This window comes from Uliginosibacterium sangjuense, assembly GCF_059132465.1.
On the sequence record NZ_CP101132.1, the window covers coordinates 964,826 to 984,023 of the forward strand.

The window sequence follows — 19,198 nt, forward strand, 5'->3', positions numbered from 1 at the left end:
GTGCGTCGGGTCAGGTTGGAGTCTTGAGGCTGGCATCGAGTTCGGCCAGGCGTTCCGGTGTGCCGACATCATGCCAGCGGCCGGCATGCCGCTCACCGCTGACACGGCCGTGCTGCATGGCGTCGATCAGCAGCGGGGCCAGCTTGGCCTTGTCGCCGGGGATCACGCTGCCGAACAGCTCGGGGCGGTAGAGGCCGACGCCGGAGAAGGTCATGCGCTCGCCGTCGCCGTGGCTCAGCAGGCCGTCTTCGCCGAGCAGGAAGTCGCCCTGCGGGTGCTGCGGCGGGTTGCCCACCAGCGCCAGGTGCGCGACCGCGCCACGCGTCAGCCGGGCCAGACCGCGCGCAACGAAGGGGCCGAACTCGAGGTCGCACCAGATGTCGCCATTGACGACCAGGAAGGGGGCGTCGCCCAGCATGTACAGGGCTTTGGCGATGCCGCCGGCGGTCTCCAGGGCTTCGCCTTCGCGCGACCATTCGATGCGCACACCCCACTGGCGACCGTCGCCTAACGCTTTTTCCAACATCTCGCCGAGGTGCGCATGGTTGATGACCAGTTCGCTGAACCCGGCGCGTACCAGGCGTTCGATGTGCCACACGATCAGCGGCTTGCCGCCGACTTCCAGCAGAGGCTTGGGGCAGGAGTCGGTGAGCGGGCGCATGCGTTCGCCACGGCCGGCGGCGAGGATCATGGCTTTCATGCGCGGGTCTCTCCGTCCTTGTGGCGCTCTTTGGCATGCTCGCGCGCCTCCTTGTCCTTTGCCTCCGTCGCGCTTTCGTAGGCTGCGACGATGCGCGCGACCAGCGGGTGACGCACCACGTCTTCCTTGAGGAACTGGGTGAAGGCGATGCCGCGTACGCCGTTGAGGATGTGCGCCGCGTCGAGCAGGCCGCTCTTGTGTCCACGTGGCAGGTCGACCTGCGTCAGGTCGCCGGTGACGACGGCGCGCGAGCCGATGCCGATGCGGGTGAGGAACATCTTCATCTGCTCGGGCGTGGTGTTCTGCGCCTCGTCGAGGATGATGAAGGCGCTGTTGAGCGTGCGGCCGCGCATGAAGGCCAGGGGAGCGATCTCGATGACCTGGCGCTCGAACAGCTTGGCCACGCGGTCGTAGCCCATCAGGTCGTAGAGGGCGTCGTAGAGCGGGCGCAGGTAGGGGTCGACCTTCTGTGCCAGATCGCCGGGCAGGAAACCCAGTCGTTCGCCGGCCTCCACCGCCGGGCGGGTGAGGATGATGCGCTCGATCAGCTGCCGCTCGAAGGCATCCACCGCGCAGGCGACGGCGAGGTAGGTCTTGCCGGTGCCGGCCGGGCCGATGCCGAAGGTGATGTCGTGCTCGTGGATGGCGCGGATGTATTCGATCTGGCGTGGCGTGCGGCCGTGCAGGTCGCCACGCCGCGTCATCAGGCTAGGGGCGCCCGGGGCGCGCGCATCACGGTTGCGCTGCTCGATGACGCCAAGCTGGATGTCATCCACCGACAGGGGTTCGTCGGCGGCTTCGTAGAAGTTGCGGATCGCGTTGGCCGCGAGATGGGCCTGGGCAGTTTCGCCGCTGATGCGGATGCGCTCGCCGCGTCGCGCCAGCGTGACGTCGAAGGCGGTCTCGATCTGGCGCAGGTTTTCGTCCAGCGCACCGCACAGGTTGGCCAGGCGCAGGTTGTCCAGGGGTTGGAGGGCGATGTCCAGGGCTCGGGGTTTCAAGGCTGTCCACAAAGAAAAAGGCCGCAGACGCTCTGCGGCCCTCCAGTTTAGCGCCGGACGCGCTGCAGGACACCCCGCCAGGTGGTTACAGCATGTTGTCGAGGAAGGCGCGCGCCCGGGGGTGTTGCGGATCGGCGAAGAAGTCGCGCGCCGGGCGCTCCTCCACGATCTCGCCGTGGTCCATGAAGATCACGCGGTTGGCCACTTCGCGCGCAAAACCCATCTCATGCGTGACGACCACCATGGTCATATGCTCCTCGGCCAGCTCGCGCATGGTACGGAGCACCTCGCCGGTCAGCTCCGGGTCCAGCGCCGAGGTCGGCTCGTCGAATAGCATGATGTCCGGCTCCATGGCCAGCGCGCGGGCGATGGCCACACGCTGCTTCTGGCCACCGGACAGGCGCGCCGGGTAGTTGTCGCGCTTGGCCGAGAGGCCCACCTTGGCCAGCAGCTCCTCGGCGCGCGGCACGATCTCCTCGCGCTTCATGCCTTTGACCGTGATCGGCGCTTCGATGATGTTCTGCAGCACCGTGAGGTGGGGGAACAGGTTGAAGTGCTGGAACACCATGCCCATCTTGCGACAGATACGGCGCACCTCTGGTTCGGCGACGTAGCGCGCATGGCCGGCGCTGTCGGTATCGACGAGCAGTTCGCCCTCGATCGCGATGTGGCCGCGGTCGATGGTCTCCAGGTGGTTCAAACAGCGCAGGAAGGTGCTCTTGCCGGAGCCCGAGGGGCCGATGATGGCAATGACCTCGCCCTTGTCCATCGAAAGCGAGACGCCCTTCAGCACCTCGTGGTGGCCGAAGCGTTTGTGCAGTTCACGGGCTTCGAGCATGGGCTTACTCATCGTGGACGGCATAGCGTTTTTCCAGGGCCTGGAAGCCCCAGGTCAGGATCAGGGTCATGAGCAGGTAGAACACTGCGGCGACCAGGAAGGGGCTGGTCGTGAAATCGCGCTGCACGATGCCGCGGGCGGCACGCAGCAGGTCGTTCATGGCCAGCACGTAGATCAGCGAGGTGTCCTTCACCAGGGTGATCGTCTCGTTCGACACCGGCGGCAGGATGCGCCGCACCATCTGCGGCAGCACGATGCGGCGCATGGTCTGCGGATAGGTCATGCCCAGCGCCTTGGCGCCCTCGTACTGGCCGCGGTCGATGGACTGGATGCCGGCACGGAAGATCTCGGCGAAATAGGCCGCGTAGTTCAGACTGAAAGCGACGATCGCGGCCGGGAAGTCAGGCAGGCGGACACCGATGACCGGCACGAAGGGCAGGGCGAAATAGATGAACAGCATCTGCAGCATCAGCGGCGTGCCGCGCATGAGCCAGATGTAGCCATTGACGCCCCAGCTCAGCGGCCGGAAGCGCGAGATGCGCGCGAGCGCCAGCGCCAATCCCAATGGGACCGACAGCACTATGGTCACGGCGAACATCTTGAGCGTGACGCCGGTGCCTTCGATCAGGGGAGGGAGGATGCTGAGCAGGTAGTCCATTGGCTTGCGTGCGTTGTAGGGTGGGTTCGCGAAGCAACCCACCGCGTGGCTAGCATTGTGGTGGGTTGGCGCGGTGTGCCGAACCCACCACTACACGCTGATTACGTGACGACTTACTTGACAATATTTTTGCCGAACCATTGCTCGGAGATCTTGGCGGCGGCACCGTCCTGCTTCATGTCCGCGAGCGCCTTGTCGAGCTTGCCCTGCAGTTCGGCGTCGTCCTTGCGCACGCCCACGCCGTAGTCCTCGGTGCCGAAGTTCTCATCCAGCACGAGGTACTCGCCGGGCTTCTTGGCGGTGTAGTAGCGTCCCACGACTTCATCCACGACCAGCGCGTCGAGGCGGCCGGCGGAGAGGTCCATCAGCGCGGTGACGTTGTCGCCGAATTTCTTGAGTTCCTTGATGGTCTTGGCGGTGGCCTCGTCCTTGGCGACGGCGTCGACGGCGCTGCTGCCATCCTGCACCCCCACGATCTTGCCCTTGAGGCCGGCCTTGTCCTTGACCGCGGACTTGGCGGTGACGATGATGATCTGGCGGTTTTCCAGGTAGGGCGCGGTAAAGGCGATGTTCTGCTTGCGCTCTTCAGTGATGGTCAGGCCGTTCCACAACACGTCGATGCGCTTGCCGGACAGTTCGGCTTCCTTGGCGCTCCAGTCGATGGGCTTGAATTCGACCTCGACGCCCAGGCGCTTGGCGGCTTCCTTGGCCAGGTCGATGTCGAAGCCGACCAGTTCGTTCTTCTCGTCGCGGAAACCCATGGGCGGGAAGTTGTCGTCCAGACCGATCACGATCTTGGCAGGAGCCGGTGCGGCGGCAGGGGCCTCGGCTTGCGGCGCTTCTTCCTTCTTGCCGCAGGCGGTCAGGAAGAGGCTGGTCGTCAGCACAGCGGCCAACAGTGTAGTGAGCTTGTTCATGGCGGTATCCCGAATGGAAATGCCCGGATAGGGCGGAAGGCAGACAAAGCGTCATGCCGCCGGGTGGGCGGCGCAGCGCGGATTGTCCTCGTCCGTACAGCTTGCGTGGCTGCGCGAACGCAATAAGTTGTGCCTGCCTCAGTCGGCGATCACGACTTCACCACGCAGCGAGTGCGGCAGCGCGGCAGTGATCTTCACCTCGATGCAGTGGCCGATTTGGCGCGGGTTGCCGGCGAAGTTCACGACACGGTTGTTGTCGGTGCGGCCGGACAGTTCCCCCGGATTCTTCTTGGCGCGTCCTTCGACCAGGATGCGCTGCACGCTTCCCACCATGGAGGCGCTGACCTCGGCGGTCTGCTCCTCGATACGCTTCTGCAGGCGCGCCAGCCGCGCGAGCTTCAGCTCTTGCGGCGTGTCGTCGGCCAGGTCGGCCGCCGGCGTGCCGGGGCGCGGGCTATAGACAAAGCTGAATGCGTTGTCGAAGCCGACGTCGTCGATCAGCTTCATGGTCATCTCGAAATCGGCCTCGGTCTCGCCAGGGAAGCCGATGATGAAGTCGGAGGACAGGGAAAGATCGGGTCGCGCCGCGCGCAGCTTGCGCACCAGGGCCTTGTACTCGATCGCGGTGTAGCCGCGCTTCATGGCGGCCAGTATGCGGTCGGAGCCGGACTGCACCGGAAGATGCAATTGGGATACCAGCTTGGGCAGCCTGGCGTAGGCGTCGATCACGCGCTGCGTCATCTCGCGCGGGTGCGAGGTGGTGTAACGGATGCGCTCGATGCCGGGCAGGTCGTGCACGCAGTCGAGCAGGAAGGCGAAGTCACCCATCTCCTCGCTCCCCTTGCTCAGCGGTGCGCGCCAGGCATTCACGTTCTGCCCCAGCAAGGTGACCTCCTTGACGCCTTGCGCCGTGAGGCCGGCGATCTCGGTCAGGATGTCGTCCAGCGGGCGCGACACTTCTTCGCCGCGCGTGTAGGGCACCACGCAGAAGGTACAGTACTTCGAGCAGCCTTCCATGATCGACACGAAGGCGCTCGCGCCCTCGACGCGTGCCGGCGGCATGCTGTCGAACTTCTCGATTTCGGGGAAGCTGATGTCAACCTGCGAGCGGCCCGATTCACGACGCTTGTCGATCAGTTGCGGCAGGCGGTGCAGGGTCTGCGGCCCGAACACGACATCGACATAGGGCGCGCGCTTGACGATGGCCGCCCCTTCCTGCGAGGCGACGCAGCCGCCCACGCCGATGATCAGCCCGGGCTTGGTCTTCTTCAGTTCCTTGACCCGGCCCAGATCGTGGAACACGCGCTCCTGCGCCTTCTCGCGCACCGAGCAGGTATTGAACAGGATGATGTCGGCATCTTCAGGGTTGTCGGTCTTGACGACGCCTTCGGTGGCGCCCAGCACATCGGCCATCTTGTCCGAGTCGTACTCGTTCATCTGGCAGCCGAAGGTGCGGATGTACAGCTTCTTCATCTAATCGGTACTCATCAGGCCGCCAGCGCGGCCGGGTTGCAATCAGTTGGCCGGTAGCAGCCAGATCCGCGTCGCCGCGCCATTGCCATCGAACAGCACCGCCGCCAGGAATCGCCCTTCCAGCGACTGCGGCAGCTTGAGGCGGTTCTGGGGGTCGCGGATCTGCAGTGCAGGAGAGGTCTTCACAATCTCACCCTTGACGCTCAACACGCCCTGACTGATGTCCAGCACGAGGCGCTTCGCTTCTGCGGGGATTTGTTGCTTGACCAATGAGTTTTGCGCCTGCGCACCTGCGGAGACGACACCACAAGCGAGCGGGATGAGCAGGTGCAGCACTAGCGCCAGGCGAAAAGTCATGTCTGCCGTCCTTGTCCTCAAAGCGAGGGCGGAATGATCCGTGATCGCTGCCCGTGCGTCAATGAATCTATTTGCAAGTGCATGAAATTTAAGAGATTTGCATGGGCTGCTGTGGCGCCGGCCGGATGTGCGTGCTTGACCTTAAAACTAGGCTTACCTATAATGCCCGGCTCTTCGGTGATGTAGCTCAGATGGTTAGAGCGGCGGATTCATAACCCGCAGGTCGGCGGTTCGATCCCGCCCATCACCACCAGTATTTTCAAGGGCCGCCAGCAAGCGGCCCTTTTGCCGCGCAGTGTCAGGAGTGTCGAATATCAGACAGAGTCTGATAAAGCGACAGCGACGTGGGCTACGGGGGGCGGCTGTTGTAGAAGTGCGCCTCAACGGGAACAGTGCAGGGGCATCGTCGCTCCGAGGCGCGGTGTGTCTCCACACGGGCAGGCTGCAAACGCTGGCCGGGGCTTATGGATATCAAACGCGAGGAGTGGCTGCTGAGGAGAGCTAAGGCTGCGCGCCGCTTGAGTCTTCGACTTGCCGGCGTGTCACGCCATCGGCGTTCGTTGTCTTCTATTACTCGTAAGGAACTGCGTCGGCGCACTGTTCCTGCTCCTTCGCGGTGGTGCATTACGACCAATGCAGACCGTGAACTGTTGCTAAAGTTCATAGATGACATAGCTTTGTGCGTCGCACAAAGACGCCCCGTTCGGCTAGACTTCGGAAGAACAGAGAAGCTCTTCCCTTGCGGCACGCTTTACTTCTTGGCGCACCTAGACGAGTGGTTAGAACGCAATCCGGAGCTGCTTTCTGCTTCTTACCCGAAAGACCCGGTCGTGGAGGAGCTGTTCCAGCACGTAGGGCTACTGGAGAAGATGGGTCTGAGCGGGAGGCTAACCGTACAGCACGAGCGGGTGCGGCATTGGCACTACCACAAAGGGGTCTTGGCAGAAGCTGAGCAGTGGAAGACGTTGGTCCGCCAGGCGGTGCCCGATGTAGAACATCCCCATAGTGAGATGTTTGGCGACTGCCTCAATGAAGCGATCACTAACGTCCGTCAGCATGCTTATTGCTTGCCTTCGGGCGGCAGCCTGACTCACGGGGCGTCCGCGTGGTGGATTCTTTCTCAGCCAAAGGACGGAAGACTCTTCGTAGCGGTATGTGACCTGGGCTTCGGGATTCCTGCTCACCTGGGGAACCGGCCCGAGTACAAAGATGTCTTCCGCTTGTGGAACGATGGTCGAATGATCGAGTCTGCTGTAGGAAGTACTCGGACCAGTACGGGCCTCAGTTTCCGAGGGCAAGGACTGCCGGAGATGTTGACGTTTTCGCAGTCTTTGCAGAGCGGATCTTTGTCTATCTATAGTTCAAGGGGAAGCTTCCGTTACTTAGCAGACAGTGCCACAGAAAAGCGGGTCAAGTTCAGACGGTCCATCCGCGGGACGTTGGTGTTGTGGGAACTGCCTCTGAAAAGGGGAACGAATCATGGCTTCGATAATGAAGATAGCAGTAGCTAAAGATTATTCAGAATCGCCGGCTGGCCGGTATGTGACGGATGGCCCCTATTCAGGGGAGCGCTTCCGCGAGGAGGTTCTCGCGCCAGCTCTTCGCAGTGGAAACGATGTTTGTATCGACCTTGATGGGACTACTGGATATGGATCCTCCTTCTTGGAGGAGGCGTTTGGCGGTCTAATCCGCAAGGGTCTTTCGACGAGGGCGGATCTGCGGAAGAGGCTGCAGATCAACTCTTCGACTCCGTTGTACCGCGAGCGAGTGTGGCGGTACATCGACAAAGCTCAGCCAGAGTGACGCAAGGTCGCTCTGAGCCTATTTCGGGTGCGGCCGCGTCCGCACCCGTTCCGTCTGCCGTTCCAGCCGCGCCGAAGCCTCCTCCATCCCAAGAACAAACTGCGGGCAAATCATCAACCATGGCTCCGGGTGAGCTGTGGGGCATACCCTTGCAAACCTTTACAAGCTGGGGTTTTTTGCTGACCGCGTTGGTCACGGTCATTGGCTGGTTGGTCGCGGGATGCGGTGCAAACAAGCGCGAGCGTCGCAAGGAGGTGCGCGTAAAGCTGGATCAGCTTGCAAAAGATACGGACGCCATCGTTGTTCTCGGCCGCCAGTACTGGGCGACTCAAGGCGGATCGGCGCCGGCTCAGCAGTTGGAATTTGAGATCAAGTATGCGCTGGATCGCTTGGCTTTCCTCATTGATCGCCTCGCAATGGCACTTCCCAAGGTTGGCACGGCATTGAAGGATGCTTTCTTCGACTTCCAGGACCAAATAAGCGGTGGTGAATTCGAATCCCCATCACGTCCCGCCGCGAACCTCACCGATCCCATCTTCACCGGACATATGAAGGCTCGTGGCGTTCTCCTGACTGTAGCCGAAGACGGTTTCGCCAGACTGTTCAAGTAGCTTCGATCCCGCCCATCACCACCAGACTTCAAAGGCCCGCCATGCGCGGGCTGTTGCCGTTTACCCCTGCCCTTTGGGGTAGGGCCTGGAGTCTTTGCGCAGCGCTAGGCTTCAGGCGGGCGCCCTTTCCAGGGCGCCATGTCCAGATCAGGGAGTCAAGCGATGAAAGCCTTGTGTGTGTTGCTCGCCGCGTTGTGTGTATCGCCCGCCTTCGCCGCCAAGGACTGTGAGGAGCTGAAGGCCGAGATCGACGCCAAGTTGCAGGCCAAGGGGGTTAAGTCTTACACGATGGAGATTGTCGATCAGGCGGCGGATACCGGCGAGTTGCGCGTCGTCGGCACCTGTGCCGGGGGGGCCAAGAAGATTACTTATAAGCGCGGCTGAGGCGGCGCGTTACCGGAAAAAGGAGCCGCCTGCGGGCGGCTCCTGTCGTTTCAGGCGGCGAGCGGGAGATGGCGCGACAGGGCGTCGAGCAGTTGCTGCAGGGTGAAAGGCTTGCTGAGGTAGTCGGTCATGCCGGAACTGAGGCAGCGGCTGCGATCGGTCGGGCCGGCGTTGGCGGTAACGGCGATGATGGGAATGGGCGGGCGGCCTTTTATTTTCTCGTTGCAGCGGATCTGCTCTGTGATGGAGTAGCCGTCCTGGCCCGGCAGGTGGCAGTCCATGAGGATCAGGGAGAAGGCTTCGGCTTCGAGCAGGGCCAGAGCCTCGGCGCCAGTCTCGGCGACGTGCAGTTCGTAGTCGAAGTCCTCCAGCATGGCGACAACGACTTCCTGGTTTGTGAAATTGTCTTCGACAAGCAGGATGCGGGGCTTATGCATGACTGAGTCCTGGCAAGAGCGCTAATTTGTGCTGGTGCACAATTCTGCAATCCTTGCAAATAGCTTGGAAGTATTCAAGGGGAGTCCCATCACCGAGCCAGCCGGCCCGCTGCTGTCGGCAAGGTCGAAGCCCAGCACGATGGCACGTGCGGCGTGTTCCGGGTGACGGGCCAGTTCGGCGAGGTAGTGTCGTGCGCTGCGGCTGGCCACTAGCAGCATGGCGTCCTCCTCCGTGCTGGCAGGCAGCGGGTGGCGGGCCTCGCCATCGTGCGGCAGTTCCTCGACGCGCACGCCATATTCGCGGGCGCTCAGCAGGATGGCGCGGCTGGTCATCGGCAGGTCAGCGCTGATCAGCAGGCGCGGGGTGGACTTGTCGATCGCGGGGGCGGCGGGCGGCGGCGCCTGGTGCTCCAGGCGGGCAGTGAACCAGAAGCTGGAGCCGGCCCCTGGCGTGCCGGTGCCGCTGGCATCACCGCCCATCGCGACCGCCAGTTCCTTCACGATGGCCAGCCCCAGGCCGCTGCCGCCGTAGCGCCGGGCGAAGGTGTTGTCAGCCTGGCGGAAGGGCTCGAACAGTTGCGGCACCTGCATCGGATCCACGCCAATGCCGGTGTCGCTGACGGTGAAGCGGATCAGTTCGCCATCCGGCACCACCTCGATCAGCACGCCGCCCTTCTGGGTGAACTTGAGGGCGTTGCCGATCAGGTTGGTCAGCATCTGGGTGATGCGGCTGGCGTCGCCGAGCAGTTCCTCGGGCACTTCGCGGCCGACACGCCAGGCGAGGTCCAGACCGGCGCGCTGGGCCTGCGCCGACATCAGGCCGGCCACGTTCTCGGCCAGTTGGCGTACGCTGAACGGGCGTGCCTCCAGCTCCATGCGACCGGCTTCGATCTTGGAGAAATCCAGGATGTCGTTGATCTGCTCCAGCAAGGTCTTGGCGGAGTGATGCACGGTCGAGGCAAAGCGTTGTTGCTTGGAGCTCAGCTCGGTGCGCAGCAGCAACTCGTTCATGCCGAGGATGGCATGCATAGGGGTACGCAGCTCATGGCTCACCGTGGCGAGGAACTGGGACTTGGCGCGGTTGGCTGCGTCCGCGGTCTGGCGTGCGTGCACCAGGGCTGCATCGCGCTGAGCCAACTGGTCGAGCAGGGTGTTGAAGCCATCGACCATGACGCCGAACTCGTCGTCGCTGCGCCGCTTGGCGCGCAGGCTGAGGTCCACGCCACCCTTGCGGATGCGCGCCATGGTGGCGACGAAGGACGAGATCGGGCGCGTGATGTAGCGCGTGGTGGCGAAGATCAGCAGCGCGGCACCAGCTACCAGCGCCATCAGGCCAGCCGCCCAGCCCGCGACCTGCAGGCGCAGGATGTCGCGCTGCAGGGAGGTCGAATCGAGAGCCACGCCCACCACGACCGGGGTGAAGTCGCTGGGGGTGCGCACCGGCGCCAGCGCGACATGGATGTCCTGGCCTTTGTCCTGGGTGTTGATGACCTGCGCGCGGCCGGCGCGCAGCGCATGCATCAGCTCGGTGTTGCTGCGCAGGAGGTCGGTGTGCGCCTGCGTGCTATGGGCAATGACATTGCCATCCTGGGTGGCGAGAATGGCCCATGCGATGCCTTCGTAGGCATTGGCGGCTTCGCTGAGCTGGACGTCGAAGCCGCTCAGCTCGGTCGGGCGGATGCCCAGTTGCACGATGCGTTCGAGCTGCAGGGCCAGGCTGCGTGCCACGGCGACCGAGCGGGATTCCAGCGCTTCGGTGTAGGACTCCCGGAATATGTGGCCGCTGACCGTCACCACGGTCAAGATGGCCAGCAGGATGGCACCGGACCCGATCAGCGCGAACTTGCTGCGCAGGCTCAGGTTCAGGCGGAAGTTCATTGTTTCTTATTCCACTCGTAGACGGTGGAGACTTCGGAGGACAGCAGCAGCGTGCTGCTGGGGGTGATGCCAAGGTCGCGCGCGCGCGCCAGACTGATCGCTGCGACGCCCTTCTTGGTCGGTAGCATCGGCAGGCTGGCCGGGGACTTGCCCTCGACCAGGATGCTGCGTGCCAGGCGGCCGGCGGCCAGGCCTTGCTCGCGCTCGGACACGGTGACGGCGCTCAGCGTGCCGTAGTAGATACGGTCGATCCAGAATGAGAAGTCGGGCAGCTTGCTGTTCTCCGCCACCCATCGGTGCACCGTCTGGTAAGGCACGTTATTGCCGGCCTGGTCCTTGAAGTTGAACACACCCAGCAGCGCGACCGCGTCGGCCTTGGCGGGGTAGGACAGCATCTTCTGCTGGAAGTCGTCGTAGCGGGTGATCACGTCCCAGGCTACGATCTCCACACCCTGCAACTGGCCTGCTGCATCCCGCATGCGTTGCCCTACGGCCTTCCACAAGGGTGCGTCGTCGAACACCACGGCGATGCGCTTGATGGAAGGATTGAGCTGACGGATCAGACCGACCGATTCGACGAAGTGTTCCTGTTCCAGCACGCCAGTCACGTTTGGGCTGCCGGCGAAGCTGTATTCCGAAGGCGCCTTGTTGACGCCACTGAACACCACCGGGATCTTGCTGCCTACCAGGAACTTGGCGACGAACTCCTGGGCTTCGTCGTCGGAGGTGTAGACGAGGTCGGGCTTCCAGCGCTCGATCAGGGCCAGCGCTTCCTTGCCCTTCTGCTGCTTGGCTTCCAGCGAGCTGAGTGCCTTGGCATTCATCTGGAATACCTCGACCTCGGCCAGACCCTTGCCGAAACCATCCTTGAAGCCCTGCAGTTGTCCGTCGGTCCACCGCCAGGGGCTGTGGTAGCTCATGACGTGGAGTACGCGGAAGCCTCGCTCGCCTGCGGCCGGGGCGGTGCCCTGCGCGGCAGTCGTGGCAGAAAACAGCAGGAACAGCAGACAGGACAAGGCTTGGAAGAGGCGCACTGGTGTCTCCTGGAAACGATTCTTGTGGGTATTACGGCCCAAGCAGCTCAAGGATGAGGGTGGAGCTTACTGCAAGCCGTGTTGCACTGCCCACTATCGCTGCGCGGGGCGGTGAACGAAACAACCCCGGCACCAGGCCGGGGTTGCTGCATGCCGTGGTCTCAGGCGCGCCGACGGCGGCTGGCGAGCAGGCCGCCGAGGGCGAGGCCCAGCAGGCCTAGGGATGCGGGTTCCGGCACCTTGTTGCCGCCGCTGCTGGACGAGGATGAGGATGAAGAAGAGGACGCCGTTCCGCCGTTGAGCTGAGTGGTGCCCTTCCAGTTGGCGGCCACAACGGTGCCTGTGATGTTCCCGCTATTCGAGGTGATGGTCGCGCCAGTGGCCAGGATGGCGCCGTAGCCGCCGGTGTCCAGCGTGATGTTGGTGATCTTGCTGTCAAAGTTCCACAGCGTGTTGGCGCCGTCGTAGATGCCGGAGAAGTTGTCGAGCGCACTGACGACCAGGCTGGTGATGTCGCCAATGATGTTGATGACCATGCCGGCGCCGACGTTGCTGACGTTCACGCCGCCCACGCTCTGCAGGTCCGAGGCCTTCACGTTGAAGTACTGCACGCCCGAACCCACGCCCTTGAGGTAGATGTAGTTCGCATCCTTGCTGACTGTGCCGGTCGCGGCCTTGCCGGCGAGGGTGGCGGAGTAGCTCGTCAGGCTGCTCTTGGTGCCGGCAAAGTCGACGCTGCCGATCACGCTGGCCGCAGCCGCGCCGGTGACGGCATATCCCCCGCCATTGACGGTCAGCGGGGTGCTGGTCAGATTGTTGATGGCGGCATTGCCGTCGTTGACCTGCGGCGCGCCATTCCAGGACATGCTGCCACCCACGATGAGGCCCCAGTCCTGGCCGCCGGTGGAGTAGGTGGTGCCGCCATTGGCGAAGCCGTAGCCGTTGGTGATCTTGACGTTGCCGCCGACCGCCAGCGAGTGCAGGGTGTCCGAGCCCCCCCCGATGTTGTCGAAGTTGCCGAAGATGTAGGCGCTGAAGCGCTCGGCGATGCCGAGGTTGTAGGCGGTGGCGCCGTGCGCGGAAACACAACTCGCGGCCGTGATCAGCCCGGCGACCCAGTGGCGAAGCATATGCATCGATATCTCCATTATCAATCGACCTTGGTGGTTCGCCGGTTCAGATCGGGCGGGCCATCCAGGGGGCGGGCGGTGCAGCTTGAGCCTTGTTTTACGTCGTCGCCACGCTCCGGCAGCTTGAAGCAATAAGCAGGCCTGCGTTGGGCGGGCTTGGCGCCAGGGCGTTCTTCGGGTTTCTACTGATGTGTTTGACGGTGAAGTGTAAAGAAAAGCGACGCCGCTGGCCGTGGTGTGGGTCACGCCCGCCGGTGGCTGGTGCGGCGCAGGTATCGCGCGGGGTGGCACTCGGGCACAATCCGCGCCGGAGTGAAAAACCATGGAATGTGACGTACTGATTGTGGGCGGCGGGCTGGCGGGCGCCAGCCTGGCCTGCGCGCTGCGCGGCAGCCCCCTGCGGGTGGCGCTGGTGGAGCAACGCCAGCCGGTCGTGGCTTCGGGCTGGGATGCACGCGTCTATGCGGTGAGCCCAGCCAATGTGGATTTCCTGCGTCGCTGTGGCGCCTGGGATCTGTTGCCGCGTGAGCGGGTGCAGGCCATCCAGCGAATGGATGTGCGGGGAGATCGTGGCGGTCGTCTGCATTTCGATGCCTACGACAGCGGGCTTGACGCCCTGGCCTGGACGGTCGAAGGCGGGCGGCTGGCCAGCGAACTGTGGGAGACGGCGCGGCGCCAGTCCAATGTGAGCCTGCTGTGCCCGGCCCGGCCGGTGACGTTGCGCCAGTTGGAGGATGTGGCGGTGCTGGGCCTGGAGGACGGGCGCGAGATCCGTGCCCGCCTGGTGGTCGGCGCAGACGGCGTGGAGTCCTGGGTGCGCCGGCAGATTGGCATTCCAGGCGCTGCGCAGCCCTACGGGCAGCAAGGCGTGGTGGCCAACTTCGCCTGTGCGCAGCCGCACCACGGGACGGCCTGGCAGTGGTTCCGCGAGGATGGGGTGCTGGCCTATCTGCCCCTGCCCGGAAACCAAATATCCATCGTCTGGTCTACCCCCGACGAACAGGCCCGGCGCCTGCTCGCGCTCGACGAAGAGGCGTTCTGTCGTGCTGTCGAGGCGGCTGGCGAAGGGCGCCTGGGGCGCCTGGGGCAAGTGACGGCAGCGGCAGGCTTTCCGTTGCGGCGGATGCGCCTGGAGACTGTGATTGGTCAGCGCGTGGTGCTGATCGGCGATGCGGCGCATGCGGTGCACCCGCTGTCGGGACATGGCATCAACCTGGGCTTCCAGGATGCCTGCGTGCTGGCCGAACTGCTGCTGGAGGCCGGGGCGACGGATTGCGGCAGGATGGACGTGCTGCGCCGCCACGCACGGCGACGCAAGGAGGAGGTGCTGCTGGTGCAGTCGGTCACGCATGCGCTGCATGGTATGTTCCGGCCGCGCCGTGGCCCCTTGGCCTGGGCACGCAATGTGGGCATGAGCATGGCGGACCGGCTTCCGCTGGTAAGGGCGGGGTTGGCGCGGTACGCGGCAGGCCTGGTGTGATGGGTGGCAATCAACGATAAGTGTGGAGATGATCTTGAGTTCGATTTTCAAGTTGTGCGCAGCGGCAGGCCTGATCGGCGCGATCCTGGGCGGCACCGCGTGGGCTGAGCCGGCCAAGCCGGGCGTGGCCAAGCAGGTAGCCAAGCCCGTCCTCAGTGAGGCTGAGATCCGCAAGAGCCTGGAGAACGTGATGTCCTCGCCGGGGGCAATTGAGAGCATGCGCAAGGCGGGCTACGGCGGCTTCTACGAGGTGGTGCTGAGCAACGGTGAGTTCATTTACGTGGATGAGACCGGCAGCTTCTTCTTCACCGGCTCCCTGGTCGATGTCGGCCAGCGCAAGGATGTCACCCAGGCACGTCAGGCCGAGCTGTCGCGCATCAATTTTGCCGATCTGCCGCTGAACCAGGCCATCAAGCAGGTGCGGGGCAATGGCAAGCGCGTGATTGCCACCTTCGAGGACCCCAACTGCGGCTACTGCAAGAAGCTCGCGAAGGAGTTGGCGGGCATGAAGGACGCGACGATCTACACCTTCATGATCCCCATCCTGTCGGCGGACTCCGGCGAGAAGGTGCGCAACATCTGGTGCGCCTCGGATCGCACCAAGGCCTGGAACGACTGGATGGTGGAGGGCAAGGCACCGGCCAACGCCAATTGCGATACACCGACCAGCAAGAACTCGGAGATCGCGCGCAAGTACCGCATCAATGGCACGCCGACCATCTTCCTGGCCGACGGCACCCGCATCGGGGGCTACGTGCCGGTGGAGCAACTGGAGAAGCAGCTCGTCAGCATCGCCGACGCAGCGGCCAAGCCGGCCAAGAAGTAGTCCGTGCTTGCTTCGTGTGACAAAGGGCTCCTGAGGGAGCCCTTTGTCATGGAGGCGGGTCGGCGGGGGGCTCTTGCAGGGCCTCGACCACGATGGAGAGCTGGATTTCGTCGCTGACGAAGCTGCTGTAGCGCCCCATGCCGAAACTGCTGCGCAGAATGGTGGTCTGGGCGTGTGCGCCACAGGCGCGGCGTAGGTAGATCGGCACGAAGCGGCAGTGAATGTGCGTAACGTCCAGCGTGACCGGGCGGGTGACGCCCTTGATCGCCAGTTCGCCCACCAGGCTGCGCAGGCGCTCGCCCTCGAAGATCAGGCGCTGGGTGCGGAAGAGGATGCGTGGATGGGCGGCGGCATCAAAGAAGTCTTCACCGCGCAGCAGATCGTCCAGCACACGGCTGCCGGTGCTGATGGACTGGGTGTCGATCTCCACTTCCACCAGGCCGCCCGTCGGTGTGTCCGGAGCCAGGGTGATGCGACCGCGGGTCGCGTCGAAGCGCCCTTGCTGGCGCGACAGGCCCCAGTGGTCGTACTCGAAGCGGGCAAAACTGTGCTGCGGGTCGAGGCTGAAGCGCTCCTCGCCGGGCTCCTGTGCCGCGGCGCGAAGGGCGCACAGCGCCAGCGATAGCAGTGGGATGAGCAGGAGTCGAAGCATGCCGGGGCCTGTTGTAAGGACGGCCATAGCATGCCACGGCGGGGCTGTCTGCGATTCGGCAATAGAGCTCATTGCGCACAAGCGGGGGGCGCCGCGCTAAGCTCAGGAGAACGCCCTTGCCCCATACACAACAGGAAAGCCGCCATGGCCATCGTTGCCCTCGATCCGAACGCGCCCGACTTCACCCGCCGCTATACCAATCTTGCCGATCCGCGCCTGGGCGCGCAGGCCGTCGCCAGCAGCGACGAGTTCTTCGCCCCGCGCGAGCGCCTGCTGGACCCTGCCGAGCCGGTATTCATCCCCGGCAAGTACGACGAGCATGGCAAATGGATGGATGGCTGGGAGTCGCGTCGCAAGCGCGGTCCCGGCAATGACTGGTGCATCGTGCGCCTGGCGCGCCCGGGGCGCCTCTTCGGCGTGGATATCGACACCCGCCACTTCACCGGCAACTATCCGCCGGGCGCTTCGCTGGAAGCCTGCCACAGCCCCAAGGGCGAGCCGACGGCGGAGACGCGCTGGACGCCGCTGCTGCCTACCGTGGCGCTGGCGGGGAACTCGCATCACTACCACGCCTTGAGCAGCAACGAGACCTGGACCCATGTGCGCCTGTCGATCTATCCCGACGGTGGTGTGGCGCGCCTGCGCATCTATGGCCGCCCCAGCAGCGATGCGACCGTGGCCGGGGCCGAGCTGGACCTTGCCGCGGCCATCAACGGCGCCTACGTGGTGGCGGCCAACAACGAACACTTCGGCCTGGCCGCGACCTTGCTGCTGCCGGGGCGTGGCGTGAACATGGGGGACGGCTGGGAGACGCGGCGCCGGCGTGAGCCCGGCAACGACTGGTGTATCGTCGCGCTGGCCGCGCCGGGCATCATCGAGCGCGTCGAAGTCGATACCGCGCACTTCAAGGGCAACTTCCCGGATGCCTGCTCACTGCAGGCCGCGCGTATGAGCGGCGGCACCGAGCAATCTTTGATCACGCAAAGCATGTTCTGGCAGGAGCTGCTGGCGCCGCAGAAGCTGACCATGGATGCGATCCATAGCTTCGATGCGCTGGCCAGCCTGGGGCCGGTGACACATGTGCGCTTCAATATCTTCCCGGACGGCGGGGTGAGCCGCCTGCGCCTGTTCGGCAAGGTGGCCGGCGCATGAGGCAGTTGACGGTTGAGCCTCTCACGCACGAAGCCTTCGCGCCTTTCGGCGACCTCATCGAGGCCAGCGACGCGCTGCGTCACTTCCCGATCAATGGTGGCAATACCGAGCGTTTCCACGATCTGGCGACGCTCGATCCGGGCGAGGACGGGCGCGTGATCGTGAGCATCTTTCGCGGCCAACCACGCGCGCTGCCCTTCACGGTGGCGATGATGGAACGCCATCCGCTCGCCTCGCAGGCTTTCGTGCCGCTGGCGGCGCGGCCTTATCTGGTGGTGGTGGCGCCGCCCGGCGAGCCGCCTGTGGCCGAGGACCTGCGCTGCTTTCTGGCGCAGCCGGGGCAGGGCGTCAACTATGCCAAGGGGGTATGGCATCACCCCTTGCTTGCGCTGGAGGCGGTCAGCGATTTCCTGGTGCTGGACCGTGCCGGAGAGGGGCCGAACTGCGACGAGGTCCAGTTGGACCGCGTGGCCCTGATCCCCGCGACCTGGTGAGCCCCAGTGGGGCTCGTGCATGCATGCTTGTGGCGCAGGCTTGCACCAGCCTGAAGCACGATAAGCAGGTGTTTGCGGAAGGCTGCAGCCGCTCTCTTTCACGCAAAGCCTTGATCCATGTCAATGTGCGTGCCGGTCGAATGGTGTTGGCACATGCCTTGCTAAAGTCAGGGCGTGGAGTAGAAGCAGTCAGTCGTCCGAGCTGAAAAAAGGACGATGGGTCATTGCTCCGGCAACCGGTGGGTAGCGCCCCGGTTGTGCGCCTCGCGAGAGGCGCTTGTGTTCGCGACGGAACACAACGGGTCGGTGGCCAAGAGACTGCGGCATTTCGCGAGCGGCATTCCCTCCTTCCCCGCGTGTTCCGGTTCCCTTACCTCAACGGAGAACCGACATGCCCAGCATCATCCAATCCTTCCGCGGCCGTGTGGCCTGCCTGCTGTCCATCTGCACCCTGGCCATCCCGGCGGCGCAGGCCGATGACAAGGTGAGTTTCACCACCTCCTGGTTCGCCCAGGCCGAACACGGCGGTTACTACCAGGCCGTCGCCAAGGGCATCTACAAGAAGTACGGCCTCGACGTCAGCATCAAGATGGGCGGCCCCCAGGTCAACATCGTGCAACTGCTCGCCGCCGGGCAGACCGACTTCATCATGGGCAAGGACTTCCAGGTGCTCTCGGGCATCGAGAAGGGCATCCCGATGGTGACCGTGGCGGCCAACTTCCAGTACGAAGTGCAGGGCATCATGACCCATCCGGACGTGAAGAGCATCGCGGACCTCAAGGGCCGCAGCATCATGATGGCGAGTAGCGCACACACCTCGTACTGGCCGATGCTCAAGAGCAAGTTCGGCTTCACCGATGCCCAGGTGCGCCCCTACACCGGCAGCCTGCAGCCCTTCTTCGCCGACAAGAGCATCGCCACCCAGGGCTTCATCACCTCCGAGCCCTTCGAGGCCGAGAAGGCTGGCGTGAAGACCAACTTCTTCCTGCTCTCGGAAGAAGGCTACCCGCCCTATGGCAACACCATCGTGACGATGCAGAAGACGCTCAAGGACAAGCCCGATGTGGTGGCGCGCTTCGTCAAGGCTACGCTGGAAGGCTGGGCCAGCTACCTGCAGGACCCGGCCGCCGGCAACGAGCTGATCAAGAAGGACAACCCGCAGATGAGCGACGAGAAGCTCGCCTTCGCGGTGGCCGGCCTCAAGAAGCTCAATGTCATGGGTTCGGGCGATGCTGCCAAGGCGGGGCCAGGCGTGATGACCGAGGCGCGCTGGAAGAAGACCTTCGACTTCATGGTGGCCAACAGCCTGCTCAAGCCGGATGTCGACTGGAAGCAGGGCTACACCCTGAACTTCCTGCCCAAGCCCTGATTCT

At 64.1% G+C, this 19,198-nt stretch carries 20 protein-coding genes and 1 tRNA gene; 9 read left to right on the plus strand and 12 right to left on the minus strand.

Annotated features, from left to right (window positions below):
* Positions 1–10 precede the first annotated feature (10 nt).
* The 7 genes from murU to NMB43_RS04430 form a co-directional block, all read right to left on the minus strand.
* A complete protein-coding gene (murU, locus tag NMB43_RS04400) occupies positions 11–691 on the minus strand; it encodes an N-acetylmuramate alpha-1-phosphate uridylyltransferase MurU (RefSeq protein WP_494352110.1) in 681 nt (226 codons plus the stop codon).
* Positions 692–696: 5 nt separating this feature from the next.
* Positions 697–1,701 carry a PhoH family protein gene (locus NMB43_RS04405; RefSeq protein WP_494350943.1) on the minus strand — a complete coding sequence of 335 codons (1,005 nt, stop codon included), beginning with the start codon at positions 1,699–1,701 and terminating at the stop codon, positions 697–699.
* A gap of 85 nt (positions 1,702–1,786) precedes the next feature.
* Positions 1,787–2,539 (minus strand): amino acid ABC transporter ATP-binding protein, encoded by a 753-nt coding sequence (locus tag NMB43_RS04410; protein ID WP_494350944.1) that lies wholly within the window; start codon positions 2,537–2,539, stop codon positions 1,787–1,789.
* Positions 2,540–2,543: 4 nt separating this feature from the next.
* Positions 2,544–3,197, minus strand: coding sequence for an amino acid ABC transporter permease (locus NMB43_RS04415; protein WP_494350945.1), 654 nt, complete (start codon positions 3,195–3,197; stop codon positions 2,544–2,546).
* Positions 3,198–3,310: 113 nt separating this feature from the next.
* Positions 3,311–4,114: an amino acid ABC transporter substrate-binding protein gene (locus NMB43_RS04420; protein WP_494350946.1), complete on the minus strand. Its 804-nt coding sequence runs from the start codon at positions 4,112–4,114 to the stop codon at positions 3,311–3,313.
* A gap of 138 nt (positions 4,115–4,252) precedes the next feature.
* Positions 4,253–5,587: a tRNA (N6-isopentenyl adenosine(37)-C2)-methylthiotransferase MiaB gene (gene miaB / locus NMB43_RS04425; protein ID WP_494350947.1), complete on the minus strand. Its 1,335-nt coding sequence runs from the start codon at positions 5,585–5,587 to the stop codon at positions 4,253–4,255.
* A gap of 42 nt (positions 5,588–5,629) precedes the next feature.
* Positions 5,630–5,944, minus strand: coding sequence for a hypothetical protein (locus tag NMB43_RS04430; protein WP_494350948.1), 315 nt, complete (start codon positions 5,942–5,944; stop codon positions 5,630–5,632).
* Between the two features lie 176 nt (positions 5,945–6,120).
* Between NMB43_RS04430 and NMB43_RS04435 the strand changes: the two genes are divergently transcribed.
* The 4 genes from NMB43_RS04435 to NMB43_RS04450 all read left to right on the plus strand — a co-directional run bounded on the left by NMB43_RS04435 (position 6,121) and on the right by NMB43_RS04450 (position 8,742).
* A tRNA-Met gene (locus NMB43_RS04435) sits at positions 6,121–6,197 on the plus strand.
* Between the two features lie 1,238 nt (positions 6,198–7,435).
* Positions 7,436–7,747 carry an STAS-like domain-containing protein gene (locus tag NMB43_RS04440; RefSeq protein ID WP_494352111.1) on the plus strand — a complete coding sequence of 104 codons (312 nt, stop codon included), beginning with the start codon at positions 7,436–7,438 and terminating at the stop codon, positions 7,745–7,747.
* Positions 7,748–7,866: 119 nt separating this feature from the next.
* The gene (locus NMB43_RS04445; protein ID WP_494350949.1) at positions 7,867–8,358 is read left to right on the plus strand and encodes a hypothetical protein; all 492 of its coding nucleotides are present in this window, start codon (positions 7,867–7,869) and stop codon (positions 8,356–8,358) included.
* Between the two features lie 162 nt (positions 8,359–8,520).
* Positions 8,521–8,742, plus strand: coding sequence for a DUF1161 domain-containing protein (locus NMB43_RS04450; RefSeq protein WP_494350950.1), 222 nt, complete (start codon positions 8,521–8,523; stop codon positions 8,740–8,742).
* Positions 8,743–8,792: 50 nt separating this feature from the next.
* Here NMB43_RS04450 and NMB43_RS04455 read toward each other — a convergent pair whose 3' ends face one another.
* The 4 genes from NMB43_RS04455 to NMB43_RS04470 form a co-directional block, all read right to left on the minus strand.
* Complete coding sequence (locus NMB43_RS04455) at positions 8,793–9,179, minus strand: response regulator (protein ID WP_494350951.1); 387 nt, start codon at positions 9,177–9,179, stop codon at positions 8,793–8,795.
* A 21-nt stretch (positions 9,180–9,200) separates the two neighbouring features.
* Entirely contained in the window at positions 9,201–11,057 is a 1,857-nt protein-coding gene (locus NMB43_RS04460; RefSeq protein WP_494350952.1) for an ATP-binding protein, read from the minus strand.
* Entirely contained in the window at positions 11,054–12,091 is a 1,038-nt protein-coding gene (locus NMB43_RS04465) for an ABC transporter substrate-binding protein (protein ID WP_494350953.1), read from the minus strand. Before NMB43_RS04465 ends, NMB43_RS04460 begins: the two co-directional genes overlap by 4 nt.
* A gap of 161 nt (positions 12,092–12,252) precedes the next feature.
* The gene (locus NMB43_RS04470) at positions 12,253–13,227 is read right to left on the minus strand and encodes a collagen-binding domain-containing protein (protein ID WP_494350954.1); all 975 of its coding nucleotides are present in this window, start codon (positions 13,225–13,227) and stop codon (positions 12,253–12,255) included.
* Between the two features lie 316 nt (positions 13,228–13,543).
* Here NMB43_RS04470 and NMB43_RS04475 point away from each other — a divergent pair, with 316 nt between their 5' ends.
* Entirely contained in the window at positions 13,544–14,701 is a 1,158-nt protein-coding gene (locus NMB43_RS04475; RefSeq protein ID WP_494350955.1) for a UbiH/UbiF family hydroxylase, read from the plus strand.
* A gap of 28 nt (positions 14,702–14,729) precedes the next feature.
* A complete protein-coding gene (locus tag NMB43_RS04480) occupies positions 14,730–15,527 on the plus strand; it encodes a DsbC family protein (protein WP_494350956.1) in 798 nt (265 codons plus the stop codon).
* A gap of 46 nt (positions 15,528–15,573) precedes the next feature.
* Here NMB43_RS04480 and NMB43_RS04485 read toward each other — a convergent pair whose 3' ends face one another.
* Entirely contained in the window at positions 15,574–16,179 is a 606-nt protein-coding gene (locus tag NMB43_RS04485; RefSeq protein ID WP_494350957.1) for a YceI family protein, read from the minus strand.
* Positions 16,180–16,323: 144 nt separating this feature from the next.
* On the opposite strand from NMB43_RS04485, the gene alc reads away from it, so the two are divergent.
* The 3 genes from alc to NMB43_RS04500 all read left to right on the plus strand — a co-directional run bounded on the left by alc (position 16,324) and on the right by NMB43_RS04500 (position 19,194).
* Complete coding sequence (alc, locus tag NMB43_RS04490; RefSeq protein ID WP_494350958.1) at positions 16,324–17,331, plus strand: allantoicase; 1,008 nt, start codon at positions 16,324–16,326, stop codon at positions 17,329–17,331.
* The gene (locus tag NMB43_RS04495; RefSeq protein ID WP_494350959.1) at positions 17,328–17,825 is read left to right on the plus strand and encodes an ureidoglycolate lyase; all 498 of its coding nucleotides are present in this window, start codon (positions 17,328–17,330) and stop codon (positions 17,823–17,825) included. The genes alc and NMB43_RS04495 overlap by 4 nt, the downstream gene beginning before the upstream one ends.
* A 391-nt stretch (positions 17,826–18,216) precedes the next feature.
* Positions 18,217–19,194, plus strand: a complete 978-nt coding sequence (locus tag NMB43_RS04500; RefSeq protein WP_494350960.1) for an ABC transporter substrate-binding protein — start codon at positions 18,217–18,219, stop codon at positions 19,192–19,194.
* Positions 19,195–19,198 lie beyond the last annotated feature (4 nt).